A 19,381-nucleotide genomic window follows, 5' to 3' on the forward strand; every position below is an offset into this window, starting at 1 on the left:
CCGCCCGCTCCCGCGCGCGCGACGAGGATCTGCCGGGCGCGCCGCTGGATGCCCGTTTCACCTTCGACAGTTTCGTGGTCGGCAAACCCAATGAGCTCGCCCATGCCGCCGCGCGCCGCGTGGCCGAAGGCGGGCCGGTGACCTTCAACCCGCTGTTCCTGTATGGCGGCGTCGGCCTCGGCAAGACGCACCTGATGCATGCCATCGCGCATGAACTTCAGCAGCGCAAACCGGAACTCCGCGTGCTCTATCTGTCCGCAGAACAGTTCATGTACCGCTTCGTGCAATCGCTGCGCGACCGTTCTGTCATGGATTTCAAGGAGATGTTCCGCTCGGTCGACGTTCTGATGGTTGATGACGTGCAGTTCATCGCCGGCAAGGATTCGACACAGGAAGAGTTCTTCCACACGTTCAACGCGCTGGTCGACCAGAACAAGCAGATCGTGATTTCCGCCGACCGCGCGCCGGGCGAGATCAAGGATCTGGAGGAACGGATCAAGAGCCGCCTGCAATGCGGCCTCGTGGTGGACCTGCACCCGACGGATTACGAACTGCGTCTTGGCATCCTGCAACAGAAGGCCGAATTCTACCGCGACCAGTACAAGGGTCTGGTAATCGCGCCGGGCGTGCTGGAGTTTCTGGCTCATCGCATCAGCACCAACGTCCGTGTGCTGGAAGGTGCGCTGACCCGCCTGTTCGCTTTCGCAAGCCTTGTCGGCCGCGAGATCACGCTGGATCTGACGCAGGATTGTCTTGCCGATATCCTGCGCGCCTCGGACCGCAAGGTAACCATCGAGGAAATCCAGCGGAAGGTGGCCGAACACTACAACATCCGCCTCAGCGACATGATCGGGCCGAAACGCCTGCGCAACATCGCCCGCCCGCGTCAGGTGGCTATGTATCTGGCGAAGCAGCTGACCCCGCGCAGCCTGCCGGAAATCGGTCGCCGCTTCGGCGGGCGCGATCACACCACCATTATGCATGGGGTCCGCAAGATCGAGGAGCTTATGGCCACCGACAGCCAGCTGGCAGATGATCTGCAACTGTTGCGGCGCCTTTTGCAGGGCTGAAGGCCCTTCAAAAGGCGGGGCAGGAATGCAACGCCGGACAATGCAGGGCCGCCGTGACTTGACGGCCCCGCCGTTCCGGCCGAATGTCGCCGAAATTGCTTGAGAACCGGCGGGAACCGGCTAATTTTGGTATCCCGCAAGCGAAGGATGACAGGGATGAAGATCAGCATTGAACGCGGCACGCTGCTCAAGGCCGTGGCTCAGGCGCAGTCGGTGGTGGAACGGCGCAATACCATCCCGATCCTCGCCAATGTGCTGATGGAGGCCGAGGGCGATCAGGTCAGCTTCCGCGCCACCGACCTTGACATCGAGGTGGTGGACCGCGCCCCCGCCATGGTGGAACGCCCCGGTGCCACCACCGTCTCGGCCGTGATGCTGCATGAAATCGTGCGCAAGCTGCCTGATGGCGCGCTGGTCACGCTGGCCGACGATCCGGCGGCTGGCCGACTGACGGTGACGGCGGGTAAATCGACCTTCAATCTGGCGACGCTGCCGAAAGAAGATTTTCCGGTCATGGCCTCGTCGGAATATGCGACGAATTTCGCAGCCCCGGCCCCGGTGCTGCGCCGTCTGTTCGACAAGGCGAAATTCGCCATCTCGACCGAGGAAACCCGTTATTATCTGAACGGCGTCTACATGCATGTCTCGACCGGCGAGGATGGCCCGGTGCTCCGGTGCGTGGCAACCGACGGACACCGCCTTGCCCGGATCGACGCCGCTCTTCCCCCCGGGGCCGAGGGCATGCCCGGTGTGATCGTGCCGCGCAAGACGGTGAACGAGTTGCGCAAGCTGCTGGACGATGACGAAGCACAGATCGCGGTTTCGGTCTCCGAGACCAAGGTGCGCTTTGCGACGCCAGCCATCACCATGACCTCGAAAGTCATCGACGGCACCTTCCCCGATTACACCCGCGTCATCCCGATGAACAACTCACGCCGGCTGGAGGTGGATGCCACCGATTTCGCCAAGGCGGTTGACCGGGTGGCAACCGTGTCGTCGGAACGCTCGCGCGCCGTGAAGCTGAGCCTCGATGAAGACCGGCTGATCCTGTCAGTCAACGCGCCTGACAGCGGCGCCGCCGAGGAAGAACTGGCGGTGGCCTACGGGGATGAGCGGCTGGAGATCGGCTTCAACGCCAAGTACCTGCTGGAAATTGCGAGCCAGGTGGACCGTGAAAATGCGGTGTTCCTGTTCAATTCTTCGGGCGATCCGACGCTGATGCGCGAAGGAAATGATACTTCGGCAGTCTATGTTGTGATGCCGATGCGCGTCTGACACCGTCAGGGCAGACCGGGCAACGGCGGCACCTGTGGCCGCCGTTTTTTGAGTATTTGGGCAAGAAGCAAAAGGGGTTCGGGTGAGCGGTCTGGCGATCCTGACGCTTCAGCTTTCGCATTTCCGCAGCCATCGCGCTGCGCGGCTGGAGTTCGACGGGCGGCCGGTGGCGCTGGTCGGAGCCAATGGCGCGGGCAAGACCAATATCCTTGAAGCGGTATCGCTGCTGTCGCCCGGTCGCGGATTGCGGCGCGCGGCGGTCGAGGATCTGGCACGGCGGCCCGAGGCGATCGGCTGGAAAGTTGCCGCCACCGTGGCGGGCTTGAGCGCGGCGCATGAGCTGGAAACCTGGGCCGAAGGTGGGCCGCGACAGGTCCGCGTGGATGGCAAGGCCGCGCCGCAACTGGCACTCGCGCGCATTCTGCGCATGGTCTGGCTGGTACCTGCGATGGACCGGCTGTGGATCGAGGCGGCAGAGGGGCGGCGGCGGTTTCTGGATCGCACGGTGCTGAGCTTTGCGCCGGATCATGCCGAAGCCGTGCTGGCTTACGAAAAGGCCATGCGCGACCGCAACCGGCTGTTGAAGGACGAGGTGCGCGACCCGCATTGGTATGGCGCACTGGAGGCGCAGATGGCTGCCTCAGCTGCGGTGATTGCGGCAAACCGCGCCGATGCGCTGGCACGTCTGATGGCAGCGCAGGAGGGAGCGGAGACGGCTTTTCCCCGTGCATCACTGACGCTGGCTCACCCCGAAGGCGAGGTGGATGACCTTGCCACCGCGCTGGCGGAAAACCGGCGCCGTGACTTGGCGGCGGGGCGCACACTGCTGGGGCCACATCGTGTTGATCTGCAAGCTGTGTTCAGCGCCAAGGGCGTGCCCGCCGATCAATGTTCAACAGGCGAGCAGAAGGCACTGCTGATCAGCCTGATGCTGGCGAATGCGCGGGCGCTGGCCACCGATCTGGGCCGCCCGCCGATCCTTTTGCTGGATGAAGTGGCCGCGCATCTGGACGCAGGGCGTCGTGCCGCACTTTATGACGAGATCTGCGCCCTGGGTGCGCAGGCGATCATGACCGGGACGGAGCCGGGACTGTTTGACAGTCTGGGTGCGCGCGGGCAAAGCTTCGCCATCGCCGATGACATCGGCCAGTCGAGCATCCGGGAGGTGCCATGACCCCGCAGCGCGTGACGCTGATTACCCTTGGTGTGACCGATCTGGCCGCCGCGCGGGCGTTTTATGCCCGCCTCGGCTGGCAGGAGCATGCGCAAAGCCAACCGGGTGTGGCCTTCTTCCAGATCAACGGCATGGCGCTCGCACTGTTCGGAGGCGAAGATCTGGCAGAGGATCAGGGCCGTAAGGGTGCCACGCTCGGGACCGGGGCGATCACCTTGGCGCAGAACTTTGCCACCGAGGCAGAGGTGGACGCGGCCTTTGCCGCAGCGCTGGCCGCCGGGGCCACCGCGCTGAAGGCGCCAGAGAAGGTGTTCTGGGGCGGCTATTCCGGCTATTGGGCCGACCCGGATGGACATGTCTGGGAAGTGGCCATGAACCCGTTCTGGCCGCTGGAGGCCGACGGCTCGCTTCACCTGCCGGAGTAAACCGATCTTGAGCATCAGCTTCTGGCAATTGTTCGTCTATGCAGGCGGCATGGCGGCGCTGTGGGCCATTCCCGGCCCGGTCTGGGTTGCCCTGACGGCACGCGCTTTGTCCGGCGGGTTCGCCGCCGCATGGCCGCTAGCGGTGGGCGTGGCACTGGGCGATCTGTTCTGGCCGCTGAGTGCCATCCTGGGTCTGAGCTGGATCACCACGCTTTACGGCGACCTTCTGGGCCTCCTGCGCTGGGTCGCAGCGGCAATCTTTCTGGTCATGGGCGTGCTGCTGCTGCGCAAGAAACCGCAGGCGCCGGGCAGTGACAGCCGGCTGACGCGGCCGGGCCTCTGGGCCGGGTTCTCCGTCGGGCTGGCAGCGGTGATCGGCAATCCCAAGGCGATCCTGTTCTACATGGGCGCGCTGCCCGGCTTCTTCGATCTGGGGCGGCTGACGGTGGCGGATATCATCGCTATCATCACGATTTCCGCCCTTGTGCCGATGCTGGGCAACCTTGGCCTCGCCCTCTTTCTGGACCGCGCGCGCGCGCTTTTGTCCAGCCCGAAGAACCTGCACCGGCTGAACGTCGGGTCGGGCGTGATGCTGATTGCGGTGGCGCTGCTGATCCCCTTCCTTTGATGGCCAATTCCGCCCCCTAGGGGTGACATTCCCGACCCCAGCCGCTATAAGTCGCGGACAATTCGAGGGATGTTCGATACATGGCCGAAGCCGCGAAGAAGCCGAGTGAATACGGCGCCGATTCCATCAAGGTTCTCAAGGGGTTGGAGGCCGTTCGCAAGCGCCCCGGCATGTATATCGGCGACACCGACGATGGCAGCGGCCTGCATCACATGGTCTACGAGGTCGTGGATAACGGCATCGACGAGGCGCTGGCGGGCCACGCCGATTATGTGCATGTGAAAATCCACGCCGATGACAGTGTTTCGGTGCGCGACAACGGGCGTGGCATTCCGGTCGACATGCACGCGGAAGAGGGCGTTTCGGCGGCCGAAGTCATCATGACGCAACTGCACGCGGGCGGAAAATTCAACAACACCGATGATGGCGGCAATGCCTACAAGGTCTCGGGCGGTCTGCACGGGGTCGGCGTTTCGGTGGTGAACGCGCTGTCGGAATGGCTGGAGCTGACGGTATGGCGCAATGACACTGAATATCGCGCGCGGTTTGAACACGGCGAATGCGTGGTGCATGTGCATGAGGTTGGCCCTGCACCGGGGCAACGCGGCACCGAGGTGCGGTTTCTCGCTTCGGCCAAGACCAACCGCCCCGATGGCACCTTTTCCAATCTCGACTACAGCTTCAAGACGCTGGAAACCCGGCTGCGCGAACTGGCCTTCCTGAACTCGGGAGTACGGATCATCCTTGAGGATGATCGCCATGCCGAGCCGGTCAGGACCGAGCTTTATTATGACGGCGGCGTTCGGGAATTCGTGAAATATCTCGACCGCTCAAAGACTTCGGTCATGCAGGAGCCCATCTATATGGTGGGCGAACGCAGCGGAATCGGCGTCGAGGTGGCAATGTGGTGGAATGACAGCTACCATGAAACCGTATTGCCGTTCACAAACAACATCCCGCAGCGCGACGGCGGCACCCACCTTGCGGGTCTGCGCGGCGCGCTGACGCGGACTATCACCAAATATGCGCAGGACAGCGGCATCGCCAAACGCGAGAAGGTCGATTTCACCGGCGACGACGCGCGCGAGGGATTGACCTGCGTGCTGAGCGTGAAGGTGCCGGACCCCAAATTCTCCAGCCAGACCAAGGACAAGCTGGTTTCGTCGGAGGTGCGACCCGCCGTCGAGAACCTCGTGAACGAAAAGCTGGCCGAGTGGTTCGAGGAAAATCCGGCACAGGCCAAGATAATCGTCGGCAAGATCATCGAGGCCGCGCTGGCCCGTGAAGCCGCGCGCAAAGCGCGCGAACTGACGCGGCGCAAGACGGCGATGGATGTCGCCTCGCTGCCCGGCAAGCTGGCCGATTGTCAGGAAAAAGATCCGGCGCTGTCAGAACTGTTCATCGTCGAGGGCGACTCGGCCGGTGGTTCCGCCAAGCAGGGTCGCTCGCGGAAGCAACAGGCGGTGCTGCCCCTGCGCGGCAAGATCCTCAACGTCGAACGCGCGCGGTTTGACCGGATGCTGTCGTCCGAAACCGTGGGCACGCTGATCACAGCCTTGGGCACCGGAATCGGCCGCGACGAGTTCGACATCGGTAAGCTGCGTTACCACAAGATCATCATCATGACCGACGCCGACGTTGACGGCGCCCATATCCGCACCCTCTTGCTGACCTTCTTCTACCGGCAGATGCCCGCGATCATCGAGGGCGGGTTCCTGTATATCGCGCAGCCGCCACTCTACAAGGTTTCTCGTGGTAAATCAGAGGTTTATCTGAAGGATCAGGCCGCCTTCGAGGATTACCTGATCGAACAGGGCACCGATGGCGCTGTGCTGCGGCTGGGCGACGGAACCGAGATTGCCGGGGCCGATCTGGGCCGTGTGGTCGATGGCGCCCGCGCCTTCCGTCGCGTGCTGGAGGCTTTCCCGACGCATTACCCGCGCAACATCCTGGAACAGGCTGCACTCGCGGGGGCTTTCGATGCGGGCCGCGCCGATGCCGATCTTCAGGCCGTGGCCGAATCCGTCGCGCGGCGGCTGGATGCGGTGGCAGTGGAGTATGAGCGTGGCTGGCAGGGCCGCATCACCCAGGACCACGGTATCCGCCTCAGCCGCGTGCTGCGCGGGGTCGAGGAGCTGCGCACGCTGGACGGTGCCGTCCTGCGGTCTGGCGAGGCGCGCAAGCTGTCGCAGGTCGCGGGCGGAGTGAAGGAATATTTCGCCACCGAATCCCGTCTGGCCCGCAAGGACCGCGAACTGCCGATCTATGGGCCCGGCGATCTGCTGCGCGCCGTGCTGGCAGAGGGTGAGAAGGGCCTGACCCTGCAACGCTACAAGGGTCTGGGCGAAATGAACCCCGAACAGCTTTGGGAAACCACGCTGGACCCTGATGCCCGCACCCTGTTGCAGGTGCGCGTCGACGATGTGGCCGAGGCGGATGACCTGTTCACCAAGCTGATGGGCGACGTGGTAGAACCGCGTCGCGAGTTCATCCAGCAGAACGCGCTGAACGTCGAGAACCTCGACTTCTGAAGCTAGCGACGACCGGGCGTGGCCAGACGGTGCAACACCTCGGCCCGCCCGAAGGCCAGCCTCGCCTCTGCCTGCCGCTGCGCGACACTCACCATCTGCCGGGCCAACTGCATGTTGAGCTCGCGTCGTCGCTCATCGGCCCAGCGCTGATAGGACAGGGCAACCTGTGCCGCTGCCAGTGCGGGCAGATCGGATGCCGGCGGGGCCTCCAGCCCGGCGATAAGCGCGCGCGTCAGATCCCGCTCTGCCGCAGCGCGGCGCAGATTTTCCAACGAACGGTCACGGATCAGATCGGTCAGCACCAGAAGCTGCCTGACCCGCCGCTCCTTCATTCCATCCTCCGTTTTGCACGTTTCCGCATCGCCTCGGCAAATCGGATCGCGGCTGCCACCGCCCGAAAGTGATCCTGCGGGATTTCATCGCCGATCCGCATCGTGGCATGCAGCGCACGCGCTGTGGGCGGATCGCTGTGCAACGGTACACCTGCCGCTGCCGCGCGTTCCCGAATCCGCGCCGCAATCTCATCCGTGCCCTTGGCAACACAGACCGGCGCCCGCCCGGAGGCTCGGCTCCACTTCAACGCAACCGCATAATGCGTGGGGTTCACGATCACCACGCTGGCCTCGCCCACATCCCGCAGCATCCGGTTGGTCGCAATCTCCTGCCCACGCTGCCGCCGTTGCGCCCTGGCCTGCGGATCGCCCTCCGTATCCTTATGCTCTTCCTTCATCTCCTGTCGGGACATGCGGTTCTGGCGGCGATGTTCATAGTGCTGCCACATGTAATCCAGCGCACCGATCACGATGGCTGTCAGCACCACCAGAAGCAGAACTCCGGTCAACAGATCATCCAGCACCAGAACCCCCTGTTCAGGCGACAGGTGCAGGGTCGCTACGATCTCGTCCAGCCGGCCAGCCAGAAAGACAGCCAGAAGACCACCAACGAGCGCCAGCTTGATCAGGTTCTTGCCAAAGTCGAACAGCCCCTTTCGCCCGAACTTTTGCGCCGCCGTCGCCACGGGCGAGATGCGCGACAGTTTCGGCAGCAGGTTGGCCGGTGTGAAAAGAAAGGCACGCTGCACCATCAGCATCAGCAAGACCAGCACGGCAGGCAGACCGAACACGGGCAGAAGCGGCAGCGCCAGCCCGGGCATCCCGTTCGCGATTACCGCCTGCGCCCCTGCCGCCATCTGCTGCCCCAGAAGATCGGCATTTCCCAGAAAACCCGCCAGCCGGGCCGCGAGCCCGGCGACCGCCCACCCCCCCGTCAGTACAAGGGCCAGCAGGAAGCCCGCATAGGCCGCGGCGGACAGAAGATCCTGGGATCTGGCAATCCTGCCTTCGCTGCGCTGATCGTCCAGCCGCTTTTGCGAGGCCTCGAACGTCTTGTCGTCACTGTCTTCGCCACTCATGGCGCGGCCAGAGGATCAAGAAAATAGGCCTCTATGGCCGCGCCCCAGACGGGCAGGATAAGAGGCGCAGTCAGCGCGAACAGCGCCAGCCCCCCCAGGGTCAGGGCCGGTGCGCCGATGAAAGCTACCATCAGTTGCGGCATCGCCTTGTTCACCACCCCTATGGCGATGTTGTAGATCAGCGATCCGATGACGAAGGGCGCCGCAAAACCAAGGCCGAGGCGGAATGATCGGCCGACCTGCCATAGCCCCCATTCCAGCAGATCGCCCGACGGCAGGATCGTCCCCAACGGGAAAGTAGCGTAACTTTCGACAAGATATTGTGCTGCGCGCATATGCAAATCCATCACCATGAAAAGCGTGATCCCAGAGAGGCTTAGCGCATGGCCCATCGCAGGTTGCGATTCCCCCATCCCGCCAAAGAATTGCGACAAGGATGTCGCCTGCGCGATAATCGCTCCTGCGGTTTGCAAGGCGAAAATGAAGAGACGCAGGCCGATCCCGAACATCAGGCCAATGGCCGGTTCCGACAGGAACAGGGAGAAGCCGATTGTGTCGGGCGGCATACCCTGCGGCATCACGACCGGCGCGACGACCAGCGTGAAAGCCAGTGCCGCCACAAGCTTGATACGAGCTGGCAGCAGGGTTTCCCCGAAACCCGGCATCAGTGCGACCGTGCCGCCGACGCGCAGCAGCACCACGAAGGCCGCCGCGAACAGCGGTGCGGTAAAAGCACCCAGTTGTGACAGGAGGGCGAACAAATCCGTCATACCGGCACCGTGCCGACCATGGCGGGGCGGGCCTCCAGCCCGATTTCCTCGTAGGACAGCACCGGGGTGGTGAGACCACGCGCCGCAAGAACCGTGCGCAGGAACCTGCGCCGCAGGGTCGATGTGACGATCGCCGGAAAGGTGCCGCCCTCGGCCGCGCGCGACAGGCGTTCAGCCAGCGCATTCGCGAGCCGGCCAAACTGCTCGGGCGGCAGGGCGATATCGCGCAGACCACGCTCTCCTTCGATCTGGTAAGTGGAAAAAGTCTTCTCCCATTCGGGGGCAAGTTGCAGCAGCGGGATTGTGCCATCCTCCCGCTTCAGCTCGGCCACCAGCTGAAAGCCAAGCCGCTGGCGTACATGCTCACAGATTGCCTCCGGATTACCGAGGCCACGCGCTTCGGCAATCGCCTCTAGAATAAGCGGCAGATTGCGGATCGAGACACGCTCTTCCAGCAAGAGACGCAGAACCCCCAACAGCAGGTCGATCGGCACCTTGTCGGGGACCAGTTCGTCCAGTAACCGCCGGTTCGCTTCGGCACGGGCCGGGTCACTGACCTTGACGAATTCGTCCAACAGGCGCCGCAACCCCTTCAGCGTCAGCAGCCGCGCCAGATTTGATTTCAGAACTTCCAGCAGATGCGTCGCCAGCACCTCTGCCGGGGTGACGACCGTCAGCCCCGCGATGGCCGCATCCTCCTGCCCATCGGCGGCAATCCAGCGGGCCGGTGCGCCATAGACCGGCTCACGCACCTCCAGCCCGTCAGGCGGCGGAATACCTTCAACCAGCAGCGCCAGAACCCGGTCCGGCACAAGCTGGTCACGCACCCGCTCCACCCCCTGAAGGCGGATACGGTAGCTACCGGGCGGGAGCAGCGCGTCATCGGTCAGCCGGATTTCCGGCAGGATCAGGCCGAAGCCCGTGGCGATATGGTTGCGCATGTTCTGGATGCGGGCATCCAGACCCGTTGCGGGGTCCAGCACCATCGGGATGAGGTTGGGGGCAAATTCGATGTGGATATCATCAAAATCCAAAAGGTCGCCCATGGATTTCCTCACGGGTTCGGCGGGCGGCTCCGCCCTGGCGGCCAGGGTCTTTGGCGGGCGGCGCAGGCCCTGCCATGCCAGCCCACCCAGGGACGCGGCGCCCAGCATGAAGGGCAGGAAGGGCAGGCCGGGCACCAGCGCAAACAGCGCCAGCAGCAAGGCCACCGTACCCATCGCGGCCGGGTATTGCCCCAGCTGGCGGAAAAAGGACACATCCACAGCGCCTGTCGCCCCGCCGCGCGCAAGCAGGATTGCAGCCGCGACCGAGATCACCACGGCGGGAATCTGGCTCACCAGCCCGTCGCCGACCGTCAGGATGGCATAGGTTTCAAAGGCGCGGCCCGCAGGCATGCCATGGATGACGATGCCCATGACAAGACCCATCACGATATTCAGCCCGGTGATCAGAAGCCCCGCCACGGCGTCGCCCTTGACGAATTTCGAGGCACCATCCAGCGATCCGAAAAAGTTCGTCTCGGCCAGTTCACGCTCGCGCCTCGCCTTGGCCTCTTCATGGGTGATCGCCCCGGCGGCCATGTCAGCGTCGATGGCCAGCTGCTTGCCCGGCATACCGTCCAGGGCAAAGCGCGCACCCACCTCGGCCATGCGGCCCGCTCCCTTGGTGATGACGGTGAAGTTCACGATCATCAGCACGCAGAACACGACGACACCCAGCAACAGATTGCCGCCCATGATGAAATTTGCAAATCCTTCAATCACATGGCCGGCGGCGGCCGTGCCGGTATGACCTTGCCCGATGATCAGTTTGGTGGATGAGACGTTGAGCGCCAGCCGCAACATCAGTGAAGACAGAAGGATCGTCGGGAAGGCCGAGAAATCCAGCGGACGCTCAACGAACAGTGTCACGGTGAACATCAGGATCGCCAGGGCAAAGGAGACGGCCAGCCCGAGATCCAGCAACCAGGTCGGCACCGGCAGGATCATCATGCCGATTACCGCCATCAGGGCGAGGGCCAGCAGCACGGTGGGCCGGGGCAACAGGGCGGTCATCCCAGACACCTCAGGGCAGGCGCGCAAAGAGCGAGATGCCGCCCGCGCTGCGTGGCACCAGCGAGCCATGCCCGCCGCCTCCGCCTGCCTGCAACAGCGGGTATCGGTTCACACGCGGCCCAGCGTCGGCAGAGGCAAGCGTCAGTTCGGCTCGCGGTGAAGCGGCCAATCCGGCGCGGATTTCGCGAAACCGCTCGGTGTAGCGACGGGCATAAACTTCCGTTGCGGAGTGATAAGCGCCTGCCGCCGTCTCCCAATCGCCGGTTTCGTCGTATTTTGCCGCCAGATAATGCGCCGCATAAAGCGCGTTCTCCTCCGGGTCGAACATGGCATCAAGCGATGGAAATGCACCGGAATGCCAGCGGTGATTGAGCTGGAAACACCCGATGTCGATATTGCTGACCCCCACCTGAAACTGGCTTTCCACCCAGTCGCGAGCCGCTGCGGCACTGTCAAACCAGTGTCCCTGCCCGCCCTGATTGACAGCCCAAGGCCAAGGATCGAGCCTGCCACCGCTGGCCCTGCCCGTTTCGGCCCGCGTCAGGGCCAGCAACACGTCCAGCGGAACGCCCGTTTCACGCGCCGCCCTTTCCGCCGCGCGGTCACACAAATCAGCGGCCCGCGCCAGCGCCAGCACAGGCATGGCAAGAAAACAGAGGCAGAGCAGCGCAAGCGCGTAGGGCATGAACCGGATTCTCCGATGGCACCATTCTGCACCAGCCTAGAATCCGAATCTTTCCAACAGGTAAGCGCCGCCCTCAGAACAGGGACAAAAGCATCCGCGACAACGGGGTCTGCGGCGCGCAGAGATCAAGGATCACATCGAAATGATGCCGTCCCGTCACCTGCAACAGCGGTGCGCCGGTCGCCTCGGCATAAGCCGCACTTTGGCGATGGAACCCCGCCGTCTCCTGCTCGGCGACAGCGACACCCAGCTTCAAGCCAGCGGGCGGCAAATGCCGCATCGGGCTGCAACCGGCGATCTGATCGGGGGTGAAGTTCATCCAGTCCTGCACATGCATGGCCGCCAGCGGGGCGAGTTCGAACAACCCGCTGATTGGCAACGCCCCGTGCAGCGGATGGGTGGGCATCCCGTAGCGTGCCGGCCAGTCCGGTGCAGCCAGCGCCCCGGCCAGGTGCCCGCCTGCGGAACTGCCCGCAACGACGATCCGGCGCCGGTCGATCCCGAGATCCGCCGCATTGTGCCAGAGCCAGGCGATGGACTGACGCACGTCATGCACGATCTCGACAATGCTGGCATCAGGTGCCAGCCGGTAATCCGGTGCGGCAGTTGCGATGCCCTGCGCCGCCAGCATAGGTGCCGCGAAGGTCGAATGCCCCTTCGACAACGCCCGCCAGTAGCCGCCATGTACAAAAACCATCAGCGGTCGTGGCGAGGCCGGGTCCGCGCCCAGCAGATCCAGCCGCTGCCCGGTCGTTTCATCAAAAAGCAGATCGGACTGACAGGGGAGCGTGGCACGCGCCGCCGCACTTGAATCGGCATAGGCCCGGATCGTCGCCTCGAAGGCTTCGGTCGTGCAACAGTCCCGCGCGGTGTAATCAGCCTCCAGCCTGTCCCGCGCCCACTCTGCTTCCTGATGGATCATGCGACCTTTGTGACCTCACTGCCTATCGTTTCAAAAAACTGTCCGCCGAGCTTCTGCGCCGCGCGGTTGATGACAAAATCACCAAGCCCGGCAATATTGATCCGCACATCGGCGGTGATCGTGTAGCGGACGCGCGTTCCGCCGTTTTCCGGCAGCAGCGTCACATTCACCAGACCCTTGGCACGCTCGCGCAGGTTTGCCTCCATGCGCATTTTCTGCCCCGGCACCTCGTCATCGAGACGCAGCGTGCCGTTCACCACCCGCCGGAAAAAGGCGATCTCGACCGCGGCCTTCACCTGAAACAAAGTCGGCCCCTTGCGGCTAACCTCTTCACAGCCCGGGATCGCCTTTTTCAGCACTTGGGGATCGTGCAGGGCGCTCCACACGGCATCGGGTGCCGCGGCGATAAAGACGGTTTGTTCATTCATGGGCCGGTTCCTTCAGATGACGAGCGGGCTGGCGCGGTTTTCGATCAGGCGCACCAATGAAAGTGCCGTCATTTCGGAGGATTTGGGGTTTGTTGCAAGAGGCCGGTTGTCAAAGACCGCCTCCATGCGGCCAAAAGCCCCCTCTGCGGTGATGCGGTGGCGGTTCACCGCCGCCTCCGGGTCGGCGATCAGGGCAACCGTGGTGCGGTCGAGCCCGATGCCGGCCAGCGCCGAAATCGCCGCCACATTGGCGTTTTGCGGAAAATCGGTGGCAGCCTGCCCGGCGGGGCCTTCGAAGAAAGTGGTCGCCTCAGTCAGCGCGTCGAGGTTCAGCAGCGTTTCGGCCGGGGTGCCTTTCCAGGCGCGGGGCGGCTTCACCACCTCGTGCCGCACGCGGTCCAGCGGCAGGCGCGCGGCAGCGGCCAGCGCATCAATACCGCCCAGTGCACCGGGCGGCACGATCAATTGCGCGCGGGACATGCGCGCGGCCCCGGTCAGCCGATCCAGCAAGGCCGGATCGACCAGCGCCGAGGTCGAGGAGACGGCCACATCAATCCCCGCTTCCAGAAGCGGCAGGGCCCAGGGGTCAACGGCAGCACGCCCCGCAACCTCGATCACCAGCGCGGGGCGCAGGGCGATCAGGCTGGCGGGATCGGAAACCTGTTCTACGCCCCGCGGCAACGGGCTGCGCAGGCTGCTGCCCTGCCGCAACCCCACTGCCAGCAACTTCACCGGCGCGCGACGCTCCGCCAGAAGATCAGCGACGCGCGATCCGATGGCCCCCCAGCCGATCAGCGCGATGGGCAGATCAAAGCCCGACATAGCCCCGCACCTTTTCGCTGTCGCGGTCCATGTCGGCGCCGGTGCCAACCCAGACGGTGCGCCCCTTTTCCACGATGTAATGCCGGTCGGCGAGCCGCTTCAGCACGCCAAGATTCTTGTCGATCAGCAGGATCGACTGCCCCTCGGCCTTCAGCCGCTCCACGCAATGCCAGATCTCGGTGCGGATCACCGGGGCGAGCCCCTCGGTCGCCTCGTCAAGGATCAGAAGGCGAGGATTGGTCATCAGCGCCCGCCCGACGGCAAGCATCTGCTGCTCTCCCCCCGACAGCGTGCCCGACACCTGGCCTGCCCTTTCGCGCAGACGGGGGAACAGGTCATAGACCCGCTCCAGCGTCCAGGGATTATTGCGCTTCAAACGGTTCGCCGCCGTCGCCACAAGGTTTTCGCGCACGGTCAGGGTGCGGAAGATCTGCCGCCCCTCGGGCACCAGACCGGCACCGAGCCGGGCAATGCGTTCCGGCGTAAGGCCCAGCGTTTTCACGCCTTCGAACTCGATCTTTCCGCCCCGCGCACCCAGAAGGCCCATGATACAGCGGACCGTCGTGGTTTTGCCCATTCCGTTGCGGCCCATCAGCGTGACCACCTCGCCGTCGCGAATGTCCAGATGAATGTCGAACAGCACCTGGCTGGCCCCATAGGCGGCTTTCAGTTCGGAAACGCTCAGCACAGTTCGTCCTCCGCACCCAGATAGGCCTCGCGCACTGCCGGATCGTTGCGGATTTCCTCGACCGAGCCCTGGGCGATGATCCGGCCATAGACCAGCACCGAAATCCGGTCGGCCAGCGCGAAGACGGCCTCCATGTCATGTTCGACCAGCAGGATGGCCGCTTCCTTGCTGATGTCGCGCAACATGCCGATCATCTGCTGGCTTTCCAGATGGCCCAGACCGGCCATCGGCTCGTCCAGCAAAAGCAGGCGCGGCTGCATCGCCATCGCGACCAGAAGCTCAAGCTGTTTCTTTTCGCCATGGCTCAGATCTGCCACCGCCACATCGGCGCGGTCGGCCAGTTGGCCCCCCGCCAGCAGGCGGTCGGTTTCGTCCCAGATCGCACGGCGCTTGCGCAGCGCATCCCAGATGCGAAAGTTGCCACCTTCGCGTACCTGAACAGCCATGCCGATATTCTCGCGCACCGTCATCTCGTCCAGCAGCGAGGTGATCTGGAAGGTCCGCCCCAACCCGAGGTCTACCCGCGCAGGCACCGGCAGATGGGTGATATCCCTCCCGGCCAGATGGATGGCGCCTTCGTTCGGTTGCAACTCGCCGCAAAGCTGGTTGATCAGCGTCGACTTGCCCGCGCCATTCGGCCCGATCAGGGCGTGAATTTCACCCGGCATGACCTCAAGGCTGACATTGTCGGTCGCCACCAGCCCGCCGAACCGCTTCACCAGATTTTCGATCTTCAGGATCGCGGTCATTTGCGGCCCCCCGTGAGACGCGTGACAAGCGCCATCAGCCCGCCCCTGGTGCCCAGAACGACCACCAGCAGGATCAGGCCCATGGCCAGCGGCCAGTGTTCCGACCACGAGGCCAGCACACTTTCCAGTGACAGCAGCGCGGCAGCGCCAAGGAACGGCCCGACCAGCGTGCCCACCCCGCCAAGAATGACCATGATCATCAGCTCGCCCGATTTGGTCCAGTGCATCATGTCAGGGCTGGCAAAGCGCAACACATTGACCATCAACGCCCCGGCCAGTCCGGCGCCCATGCCTGACAGGATGAAGGCGAACAGCTTGTAGCGGTAGGCCGGAATGCCAAGCGCGGCCATTCGACGCTCGTTCTGGCGGATGCCCGAGATCACCGTGCCGAAGCTGGATTTCGTCAGACGCCGCAGGCCCAGCGCGAAGGCGACGGTGATCGCCAGCACCACCCAATACATCACCGCCCGGTCACGGGTGTTGAGGAAGGGCAGCTCATTGGTGCGGCGCACGATGATCCCGTCCTCGCCGCCATAGGTTTTCAGCGAGACGAAAAGGAAGAACAGCATCTGCGCGAAGGCCAGCGTGATCATGATGAACTGCACACCGCCCGTCCGCAGGCTTAGCGCGCCGATGGCGGCGGCGAAGGCACCGCTGACCAGAATGGCGGCAGGCAGCGTGATCAGCATTTGTGTCGTACCGGGGATGAAACCCCAGAACAGCGTTTCGGTATCGGCGTGGTGATACAGGATGCCCACCACATACCCCCCGATCCCGAAGAAGGCGGCGTGACCAAAGCTGACCATCCCGCCATAGCCCAGAACGAAGTTCAGGCTGGCAGCGGCCATGCCATAGATCAGGATTCGCGAGGCCAGCGACAGAAGCGCGGATTGCCCGGTTGCCTGCGCGATGAACGGCAGCGCGGCCAGAAGGATCAGCAGGACGGCGGCAAGAATACGGCTGTTCATCGCTCAGCTCCCCGCCATGAACAGGCCCTTGGGCCGGACAAGAAGCACAAGTGCCATCAGAAGATAAATCCCCATGGACGAGATCCCGACGCCCAGCGCATCAGCCTCGGGGCCGGCCATCACCTGCCGCAGCATACCGGGCAGGAAGGCACGCAGCATCGTGTCGATAACGCCCAGCGAGATACCGGCGACGAAGGCGCCCTTGATAGAACCGACACCGCCGATCACCACGACAACGAAGGTCGACAGCAGGATCTGCTCGCCCATCCCCACCTGCACCGCCAGCACCGGCCCGGCCAGAAAGCCCGCCAGCCCCGCCAGCAGCGCGCCAAGGCCGAAAACCAGCGTGTACAGCAGCCGGATGTCGACACCGAGCGCCCGCACCATCTCGCGGTTGGTCGATCCTGCGCGCACCAGCATGCCTATCCGCGTGCGGTTGATGATCAGGTAAAGCCCCAGCGCCACCAGAAGGCCGACCGCGATGATGAACAGACGGTAGCTCGGGTAAGGCAGGCCGGGAATGACCTCGACCGCGCCGGAAAACAGATCAGGCAGTTGGGTAAACATCGGCTGACGACCAAACAACAGGATGATCGACTGGTTGAAGAACAGGATCAGACCAAAGGTCGCCAGAACCTGATCCAGATGGTCGCGGGCGTAAAGGCGCCGGATCACCACCGCCTCCATCACGAGCCCTGTCAGAGCGGCAGCAATCAGCGCCACCGGAACCCCCAGCCAGAAGCTGCCGGTCTGCATGGCGGCCAGCGTGCCCGCATAGGCGCCGATCATGTAAAGCGAGCCATGGGCGAGGTTGATCACACCCATGATGCCGAAAATCAGTGTCAGCCCCGCGGCCAGCAGGAACAGCATCACGCCATACTGCAAGCCATTGAGCAATTGTTCGAGAAACAGGATCATACGCCCGCCCGATCAGAGGTCTGGATTGTCAGGAAACAGGCCGGGGAAAACCCCGGCCCGGCATCGTCACATCTTGCACTCGGCAGCGTAGACGTCACCCACATCGTCACGCAGTTTTTCCTTGGTCACCCACATGGGCTTGCCATCCGGCCCGGCCACGATGTCGACCATGAACCAGTCCTGCACCGGATGCTGGTTCGGTCCGAACTTGAAATCGCCGCGGGTCGAGGTGAAATCGGCCTCTTTCAGCGCGGCACGGAAGGCATCCAGATCGTCGATGCCGCCGGTCTTCTTCAGCGCCGAAGCGATCAGCAGACCCACGTCATAAGCTTGCTGACCATAGGTGGTCAGCGGCTTGTCGGGGTGCTTGGCGGCCCAGGCGGCGACCATGGCCTTGTTGGCCTCGTTGTCGAAGTCGGCATTCCAGTGCGTCGTGGCCTTCAGACCCACCGCCGCCTCGCCCACGGCATTCAGGATCACGCCATCAGCCGAAGGCTCGGACACGATCATAGGGATGTCTTTCGACAGGCCAGCCTGCACATATTGCTTGAGGAAGGCGATGCCCATGCCGCCGGGATGGAACTGGAACACCGCATCCGGCGCGGCGGCGCGGATCTGGGCCATTTCCGGCGCGAAATCGGTCTGTTCAAGCTGGGTGTAGATCTCGGTCACATCGCCACCGAATTCCCGCTTGAAGCCGGCGATGGCATCCTTGCCCGCTTGATAGTTGGGGGCCAGCGCCACGACCTTCTTGTAGCCCAGCGCCTTGGCTGCAGCCCCCGTCGCCTCGTGCAGCGAGTCGTTCTGCCAGCTGACCACGAAGTAATTCTTGTTGCAGCCCGCACCTGCGAGGTTCGAGGGACCGGCGTTCGGGCTGATGTAGATGGCGTCGTTTTCCACGACTTCCGGCACCGTCGCACCCGCGACGTTCGAGAAGATGATGCCGGTAATCAGCTTGATGCCTTCCTCGTTCATGAACTTGTCAGCGATCTGAAGGCCATTGCCGGGCTTCAGGCCATCATCCTCGACCACCAGTTCCACATCAACGCCACCCAGCTTGCCGCCTTCCTGATCGATGGCCAGTTGCAGGCCGTCCCGCACCTGTTCGCCCAGATATCCGGCCGGGCCGGACAGCGTGGTGATGACGCCAATCTTCAGCGGCTCGGCAAGCGACGGAAGAGTAGTCAGCGCGAGAAGGCTCGCTGCCGTCAGCAGTTTCTTCATTGATATCTCCCATGTTGGGGCCGTTTTGGCCTTGTTGTTGAAGGTAGCATGCCACAGCGGGCAAATATTTCAAGCATAAAATATCTAGAGCTTCACCCAACCCTCCGGCGGTTCCTTGCCCGGATGGATCGTGCCGCAATTCGGGCAAGTGCGCGCGGCCTCATCGGCGTAGAAGGCTTTGTAGATCGGCGGCAGGTCATCGACGATGCTTTCCAGATCAACCTCGGCCCGATGCACAAGGCTTTGACATTCAAAGCAATACCACTCCACCGCGTCAAGCGCGCCTTCCGGGCGGGCCGGTTCGATCACGAGGCCGATGCTGCCTTCCTGCGGGCGCTGCGGCGAGTGGCGCACATGCGCAGGCAGCAGGAAGATATCACCCTCGCGGATCGGCACATCGTAGAAATCGCCGGTTTTGGTATCATGCAGCTTCAGCAGCATGTCGCCCTTGAGCTGATAGAAAAACTCCTCCACCGGGTCATCGTGGTAATCGGTACGCTTGTTCGGACCACCGACCACGGTGACCATCAGGTCCGAATCCCTGAACACCATCTGGTTGCCGACCGGCGGTTTCAGCAGGTGTTTGTGTTCGTCGATCCATTTCTGGAAATTGAAGGCAGCGAGGCGGGTCATCGT

The 19,381-nt window shown here is 63.6% G+C and carries 20 protein-coding genes; 6 read left to right on the top strand and 14 right to left on the bottom strand.

Annotation, left to right across the window (positions count from 1 at the left end):
- The 6 genes from dnaA to gyrB all read left to right on the top strand — a co-directional run.
- A partial coding sequence (dnaA, locus tag AO684_RS17945; RefSeq protein WP_054304106.1) for a chromosomal replication initiator protein DnaA occupies positions 1 to 1,070 on the top strand: 1,070 nt, incomplete at its 5' end.
- A gap of 156 nt (positions 1,071 to 1,226) precedes the next feature.
- Complete coding sequence (gene dnaN, locus AO684_RS17950; RefSeq protein WP_054304107.1) at positions 1,227 to 2,345, top strand: DNA polymerase III subunit beta; 1,119 nt, start codon at positions 1,227 to 1,229, stop codon at positions 2,343 to 2,345.
- Positions 2,346 to 2,427: 82 nt separating this feature from the next.
- A complete protein-coding gene (gene recF / locus AO684_RS17955) occupies positions 2,428 to 3,519 on the top strand; it encodes a DNA replication/repair protein RecF (RefSeq protein ID WP_054304108.1) in 1,092 nt (363 codons plus the stop codon).
- Entirely contained in the window at positions 3,516 to 3,944 is a 429-nt protein-coding gene (locus AO684_RS17960; RefSeq protein WP_054304109.1) for a VOC family protein, read from the top strand. Before recF ends, AO684_RS17960 begins: the two co-directional genes overlap by 4 nt.
- 7 nt (positions 3,945 to 3,951) lie before the next feature.
- Positions 3,952 to 4,572 (top strand): LysE family translocator, encoded by a 621-nt coding sequence (locus tag AO684_RS17965; RefSeq protein ID WP_054304110.1) that lies wholly within the window; start codon positions 3,952 to 3,954, stop codon positions 4,570 to 4,572.
- Between the two features lie 80 nt (positions 4,573 to 4,652).
- Complete coding sequence (gene gyrB / locus AO684_RS17970) at positions 4,653 to 7,103, top strand: DNA topoisomerase (ATP-hydrolyzing) subunit B (protein ID WP_054304111.1); 2,451 nt, start codon at positions 4,653 to 4,655, stop codon at positions 7,101 to 7,103.
- Positions 7,104 to 7,105: 2 nt separating this feature from the next.
- On the opposite strand, the gene AO684_RS17975 is transcribed toward gyrB, so the two are convergent.
- The 14 genes from AO684_RS17975 to AO684_RS18040 all read right to left on the bottom strand — a co-directional run bounded on the left by AO684_RS17975 (position 7,106) and on the right by AO684_RS18040 (position 19,378).
- A complete protein-coding gene (locus tag AO684_RS17975) occupies positions 7,106 to 7,435 on the bottom strand; it encodes a hypothetical protein (protein WP_054304112.1) in 330 nt (109 codons plus the stop codon).
- Complete coding sequence (locus AO684_RS17980; protein ID WP_054304113.1) at positions 7,432 to 8,514, bottom strand: flagellar biosynthesis protein FlhB; 1,083 nt, start codon at positions 8,512 to 8,514, stop codon at positions 7,432 to 7,434. Before AO684_RS17980 ends, AO684_RS17975 begins: the two co-directional genes overlap by 4 nt.
- Positions 8,511 to 9,284, bottom strand: coding sequence for a flagellar biosynthetic protein FliR (locus AO684_RS17985; RefSeq protein WP_054304114.1), 774 nt, complete (start codon positions 9,282 to 9,284; stop codon positions 8,511 to 8,513). Before AO684_RS17985 ends, AO684_RS17980 begins: the two co-directional genes overlap by 4 nt.
- Positions 9,281 to 11,341 (bottom strand): flagellar biosynthesis protein FlhA, encoded by a 2,061-nt coding sequence (gene flhA, locus AO684_RS17990; RefSeq protein WP_054304115.1) that lies wholly within the window; start codon positions 11,339 to 11,341, stop codon positions 9,281 to 9,283. The genes AO684_RS17985 and flhA overlap by 4 nt, the downstream gene beginning before the upstream one ends.
- A gap of 10 nt (positions 11,342 to 11,351) precedes the next feature.
- Positions 11,352 to 12,026: a transglycosylase SLT domain-containing protein gene (locus AO684_RS17995; RefSeq protein WP_054304116.1), complete on the bottom strand. Its 675-nt coding sequence runs from the start codon at positions 12,024 to 12,026 to the stop codon at positions 11,352 to 11,354.
- A 73-nt stretch (positions 12,027 to 12,099) separates the two neighbouring features.
- Positions 12,100 to 12,948 (bottom strand): alpha/beta hydrolase, encoded by an 849-nt coding sequence (locus AO684_RS18000; RefSeq protein WP_054304117.1) that lies wholly within the window; start codon positions 12,946 to 12,948, stop codon positions 12,100 to 12,102.
- Positions 12,945 to 13,376 carry a CoxG family protein gene (locus AO684_RS18005; RefSeq protein ID WP_054304118.1) on the bottom strand — a complete coding sequence of 144 codons (432 nt, stop codon included), beginning with the start codon at positions 13,374 to 13,376 and terminating at the stop codon, positions 12,945 to 12,947. The genes AO684_RS18000 and AO684_RS18005 overlap by 4 nt, the downstream gene beginning before the upstream one ends.
- Before the next feature lie 12 nt (positions 13,377 to 13,388).
- A complete protein-coding gene (locus AO684_RS18010; RefSeq protein ID WP_054304119.1) occupies positions 13,389 to 14,198 on the bottom strand; it encodes an aspartate dehydrogenase in 810 nt (269 codons plus the stop codon).
- Positions 14,185 to 14,886, bottom strand: coding sequence for an ABC transporter ATP-binding protein (locus tag AO684_RS18015; RefSeq protein ID WP_054304120.1), 702 nt, complete (start codon positions 14,884 to 14,886; stop codon positions 14,185 to 14,187). Before AO684_RS18015 ends, AO684_RS18010 begins: the two co-directional genes overlap by 14 nt.
- The gene (locus tag AO684_RS18020) at positions 14,880 to 15,635 is read right to left on the bottom strand and encodes an ABC transporter ATP-binding protein (protein ID WP_054304121.1); all 756 of its coding nucleotides are present in this window, start codon (positions 15,633 to 15,635) and stop codon (positions 14,880 to 14,882) included. Before AO684_RS18020 ends, AO684_RS18015 begins: the two co-directional genes overlap by 7 nt.
- Entirely contained in the window at positions 15,632 to 16,603 is a 972-nt protein-coding gene (locus tag AO684_RS18025) for a branched-chain amino acid ABC transporter permease (RefSeq protein WP_054304122.1), read from the bottom strand. The genes AO684_RS18020 and AO684_RS18025 overlap by 4 nt, the downstream gene beginning before the upstream one ends.
- A gap of 3 nt (positions 16,604 to 16,606) precedes the next feature.
- Positions 16,607 to 17,521 (bottom strand): branched-chain amino acid ABC transporter permease, encoded by a 915-nt coding sequence (locus AO684_RS18030; RefSeq protein WP_054304123.1) that lies wholly within the window; start codon positions 17,519 to 17,521, stop codon positions 16,607 to 16,609.
- A 66-nt stretch (positions 17,522 to 17,587) separates the two neighbouring features.
- Positions 17,588 to 18,745 carry an ABC transporter substrate-binding protein gene (locus AO684_RS18035; protein WP_054304124.1) on the bottom strand — a complete coding sequence of 386 codons (1,158 nt, stop codon included), beginning with the start codon at positions 18,743 to 18,745 and terminating at the stop codon, positions 17,588 to 17,590.
- Positions 18,746 to 18,829: 84 nt separating this feature from the next.
- A complete protein-coding gene (locus tag AO684_RS18040) occupies positions 18,830 to 19,378 on the bottom strand; it encodes a 3-hydroxyanthranilate 3,4-dioxygenase (protein WP_054304125.1) in 549 nt (182 codons plus the stop codon).
- Positions 19,379 to 19,381: the final 3 nt, after the last annotated feature.

This window comes from Gemmobacter sp. LW-1 (assembly GCF_001303875.1).
Lineage (GTDB): Bacteria > Pseudomonadota > Alphaproteobacteria > Rhodobacterales > Rhodobacteraceae > Gemmobacter > Gemmobacter caeni.

Excerpts from the sequence above, each read along its gene's own strand:
- dnaN (WP_054304107.1), top strand. The coding sequence starts at position 1,227 with ATGAAGATCAGCATTGAACGCGGCACGCTGCTCAAGGCCGTGGCTCAG.
- AO684_RS17960 (WP_054304109.1), top strand. The coding sequence starts at position 3,516 with ATGACCCCGCAGCGCGTGACGCTGATTACCCTTGGTGTGACCGATCTG.
- gyrB (WP_054304111.1), top strand. The coding sequence starts at position 4,653 with ATGGCCGAAGCCGCGAAGAAGCCGAGTGAATACGGCGCCGATTCCATC.
- AO684_RS17975 (WP_054304112.1), bottom strand. The coding sequence starts at position 7,435 with ATGAAGGAGCGGCGGGTCAGGCAGCTTCTGGTGCTGACCGATCTGATC.
- AO684_RS17980 (WP_054304113.1), bottom strand. The coding sequence starts at position 8,514 with ATGAGTGGCGAAGACAGTGACGACAAGACGTTCGAGGCCTCGCAAAAG.
- AO684_RS17985 (WP_054304114.1), bottom strand. The coding sequence starts at position 9,284 with ATGACGGATTTGTTCGCCCTCCTGTCACAACTGGGTGCTTTTACCGCA.
- flhA (WP_054304115.1), bottom strand. The coding sequence starts at position 11,341 with ATGACCGCCCTGTTGCCCCGGCCCACCGTGCTGCTGGCCCTCGCCCTG.
- AO684_RS17995 (WP_054304116.1), bottom strand. The coding sequence starts at position 12,026 with ATGCCCTACGCGCTTGCGCTGCTCTGCCTCTGTTTTCTTGCCATGCCT.
- AO684_RS18000 (WP_054304117.1), bottom strand. The coding sequence starts at position 12,948 with ATGATCCATCAGGAAGCAGAGTGGGCGCGGGACAGGCTGGAGGCTGAT.
- AO684_RS18005 (WP_054304118.1), bottom strand. The coding sequence starts at position 13,376 with ATGAATGAACAAACCGTCTTTATCGCCGCGGCACCCGATGCCGTGTGG.
- AO684_RS18010 (WP_054304119.1), bottom strand. The coding sequence starts at position 14,198 with ATGTCGGGCTTTGATCTGCCCATCGCGCTGATCGGCTGGGGGGCCATC.
- AO684_RS18020 (WP_054304121.1), bottom strand. The coding sequence starts at position 15,635 with ATGACCGCGATCCTGAAGATCGAAAATCTGGTGAAGCGGTTCGGCGGG.
- AO684_RS18025 (WP_054304122.1), bottom strand. The coding sequence starts at position 16,603 with ATGAACAGCCGTATTCTTGCCGCCGTCCTGCTGATCCTTCTGGCCGCG.
- AO684_RS18030 (WP_054304123.1), bottom strand. The coding sequence starts at position 17,521 with ATGATCCTGTTTCTCGAACAATTGCTCAATGGCTTGCAGTATGGCGTG.
- AO684_RS18035 (WP_054304124.1), bottom strand. The coding sequence starts at position 18,745 with ATGAAGAAACTGCTGACGGCAGCGAGCCTTCTCGCGCTGACTACTCTT.
- AO684_RS18040 (WP_054304125.1), bottom strand. The coding sequence starts at position 19,378 with ATGACCCGCCTCGCTGCCTTCAATTTCCAGAAATGGATCGACGAACAC.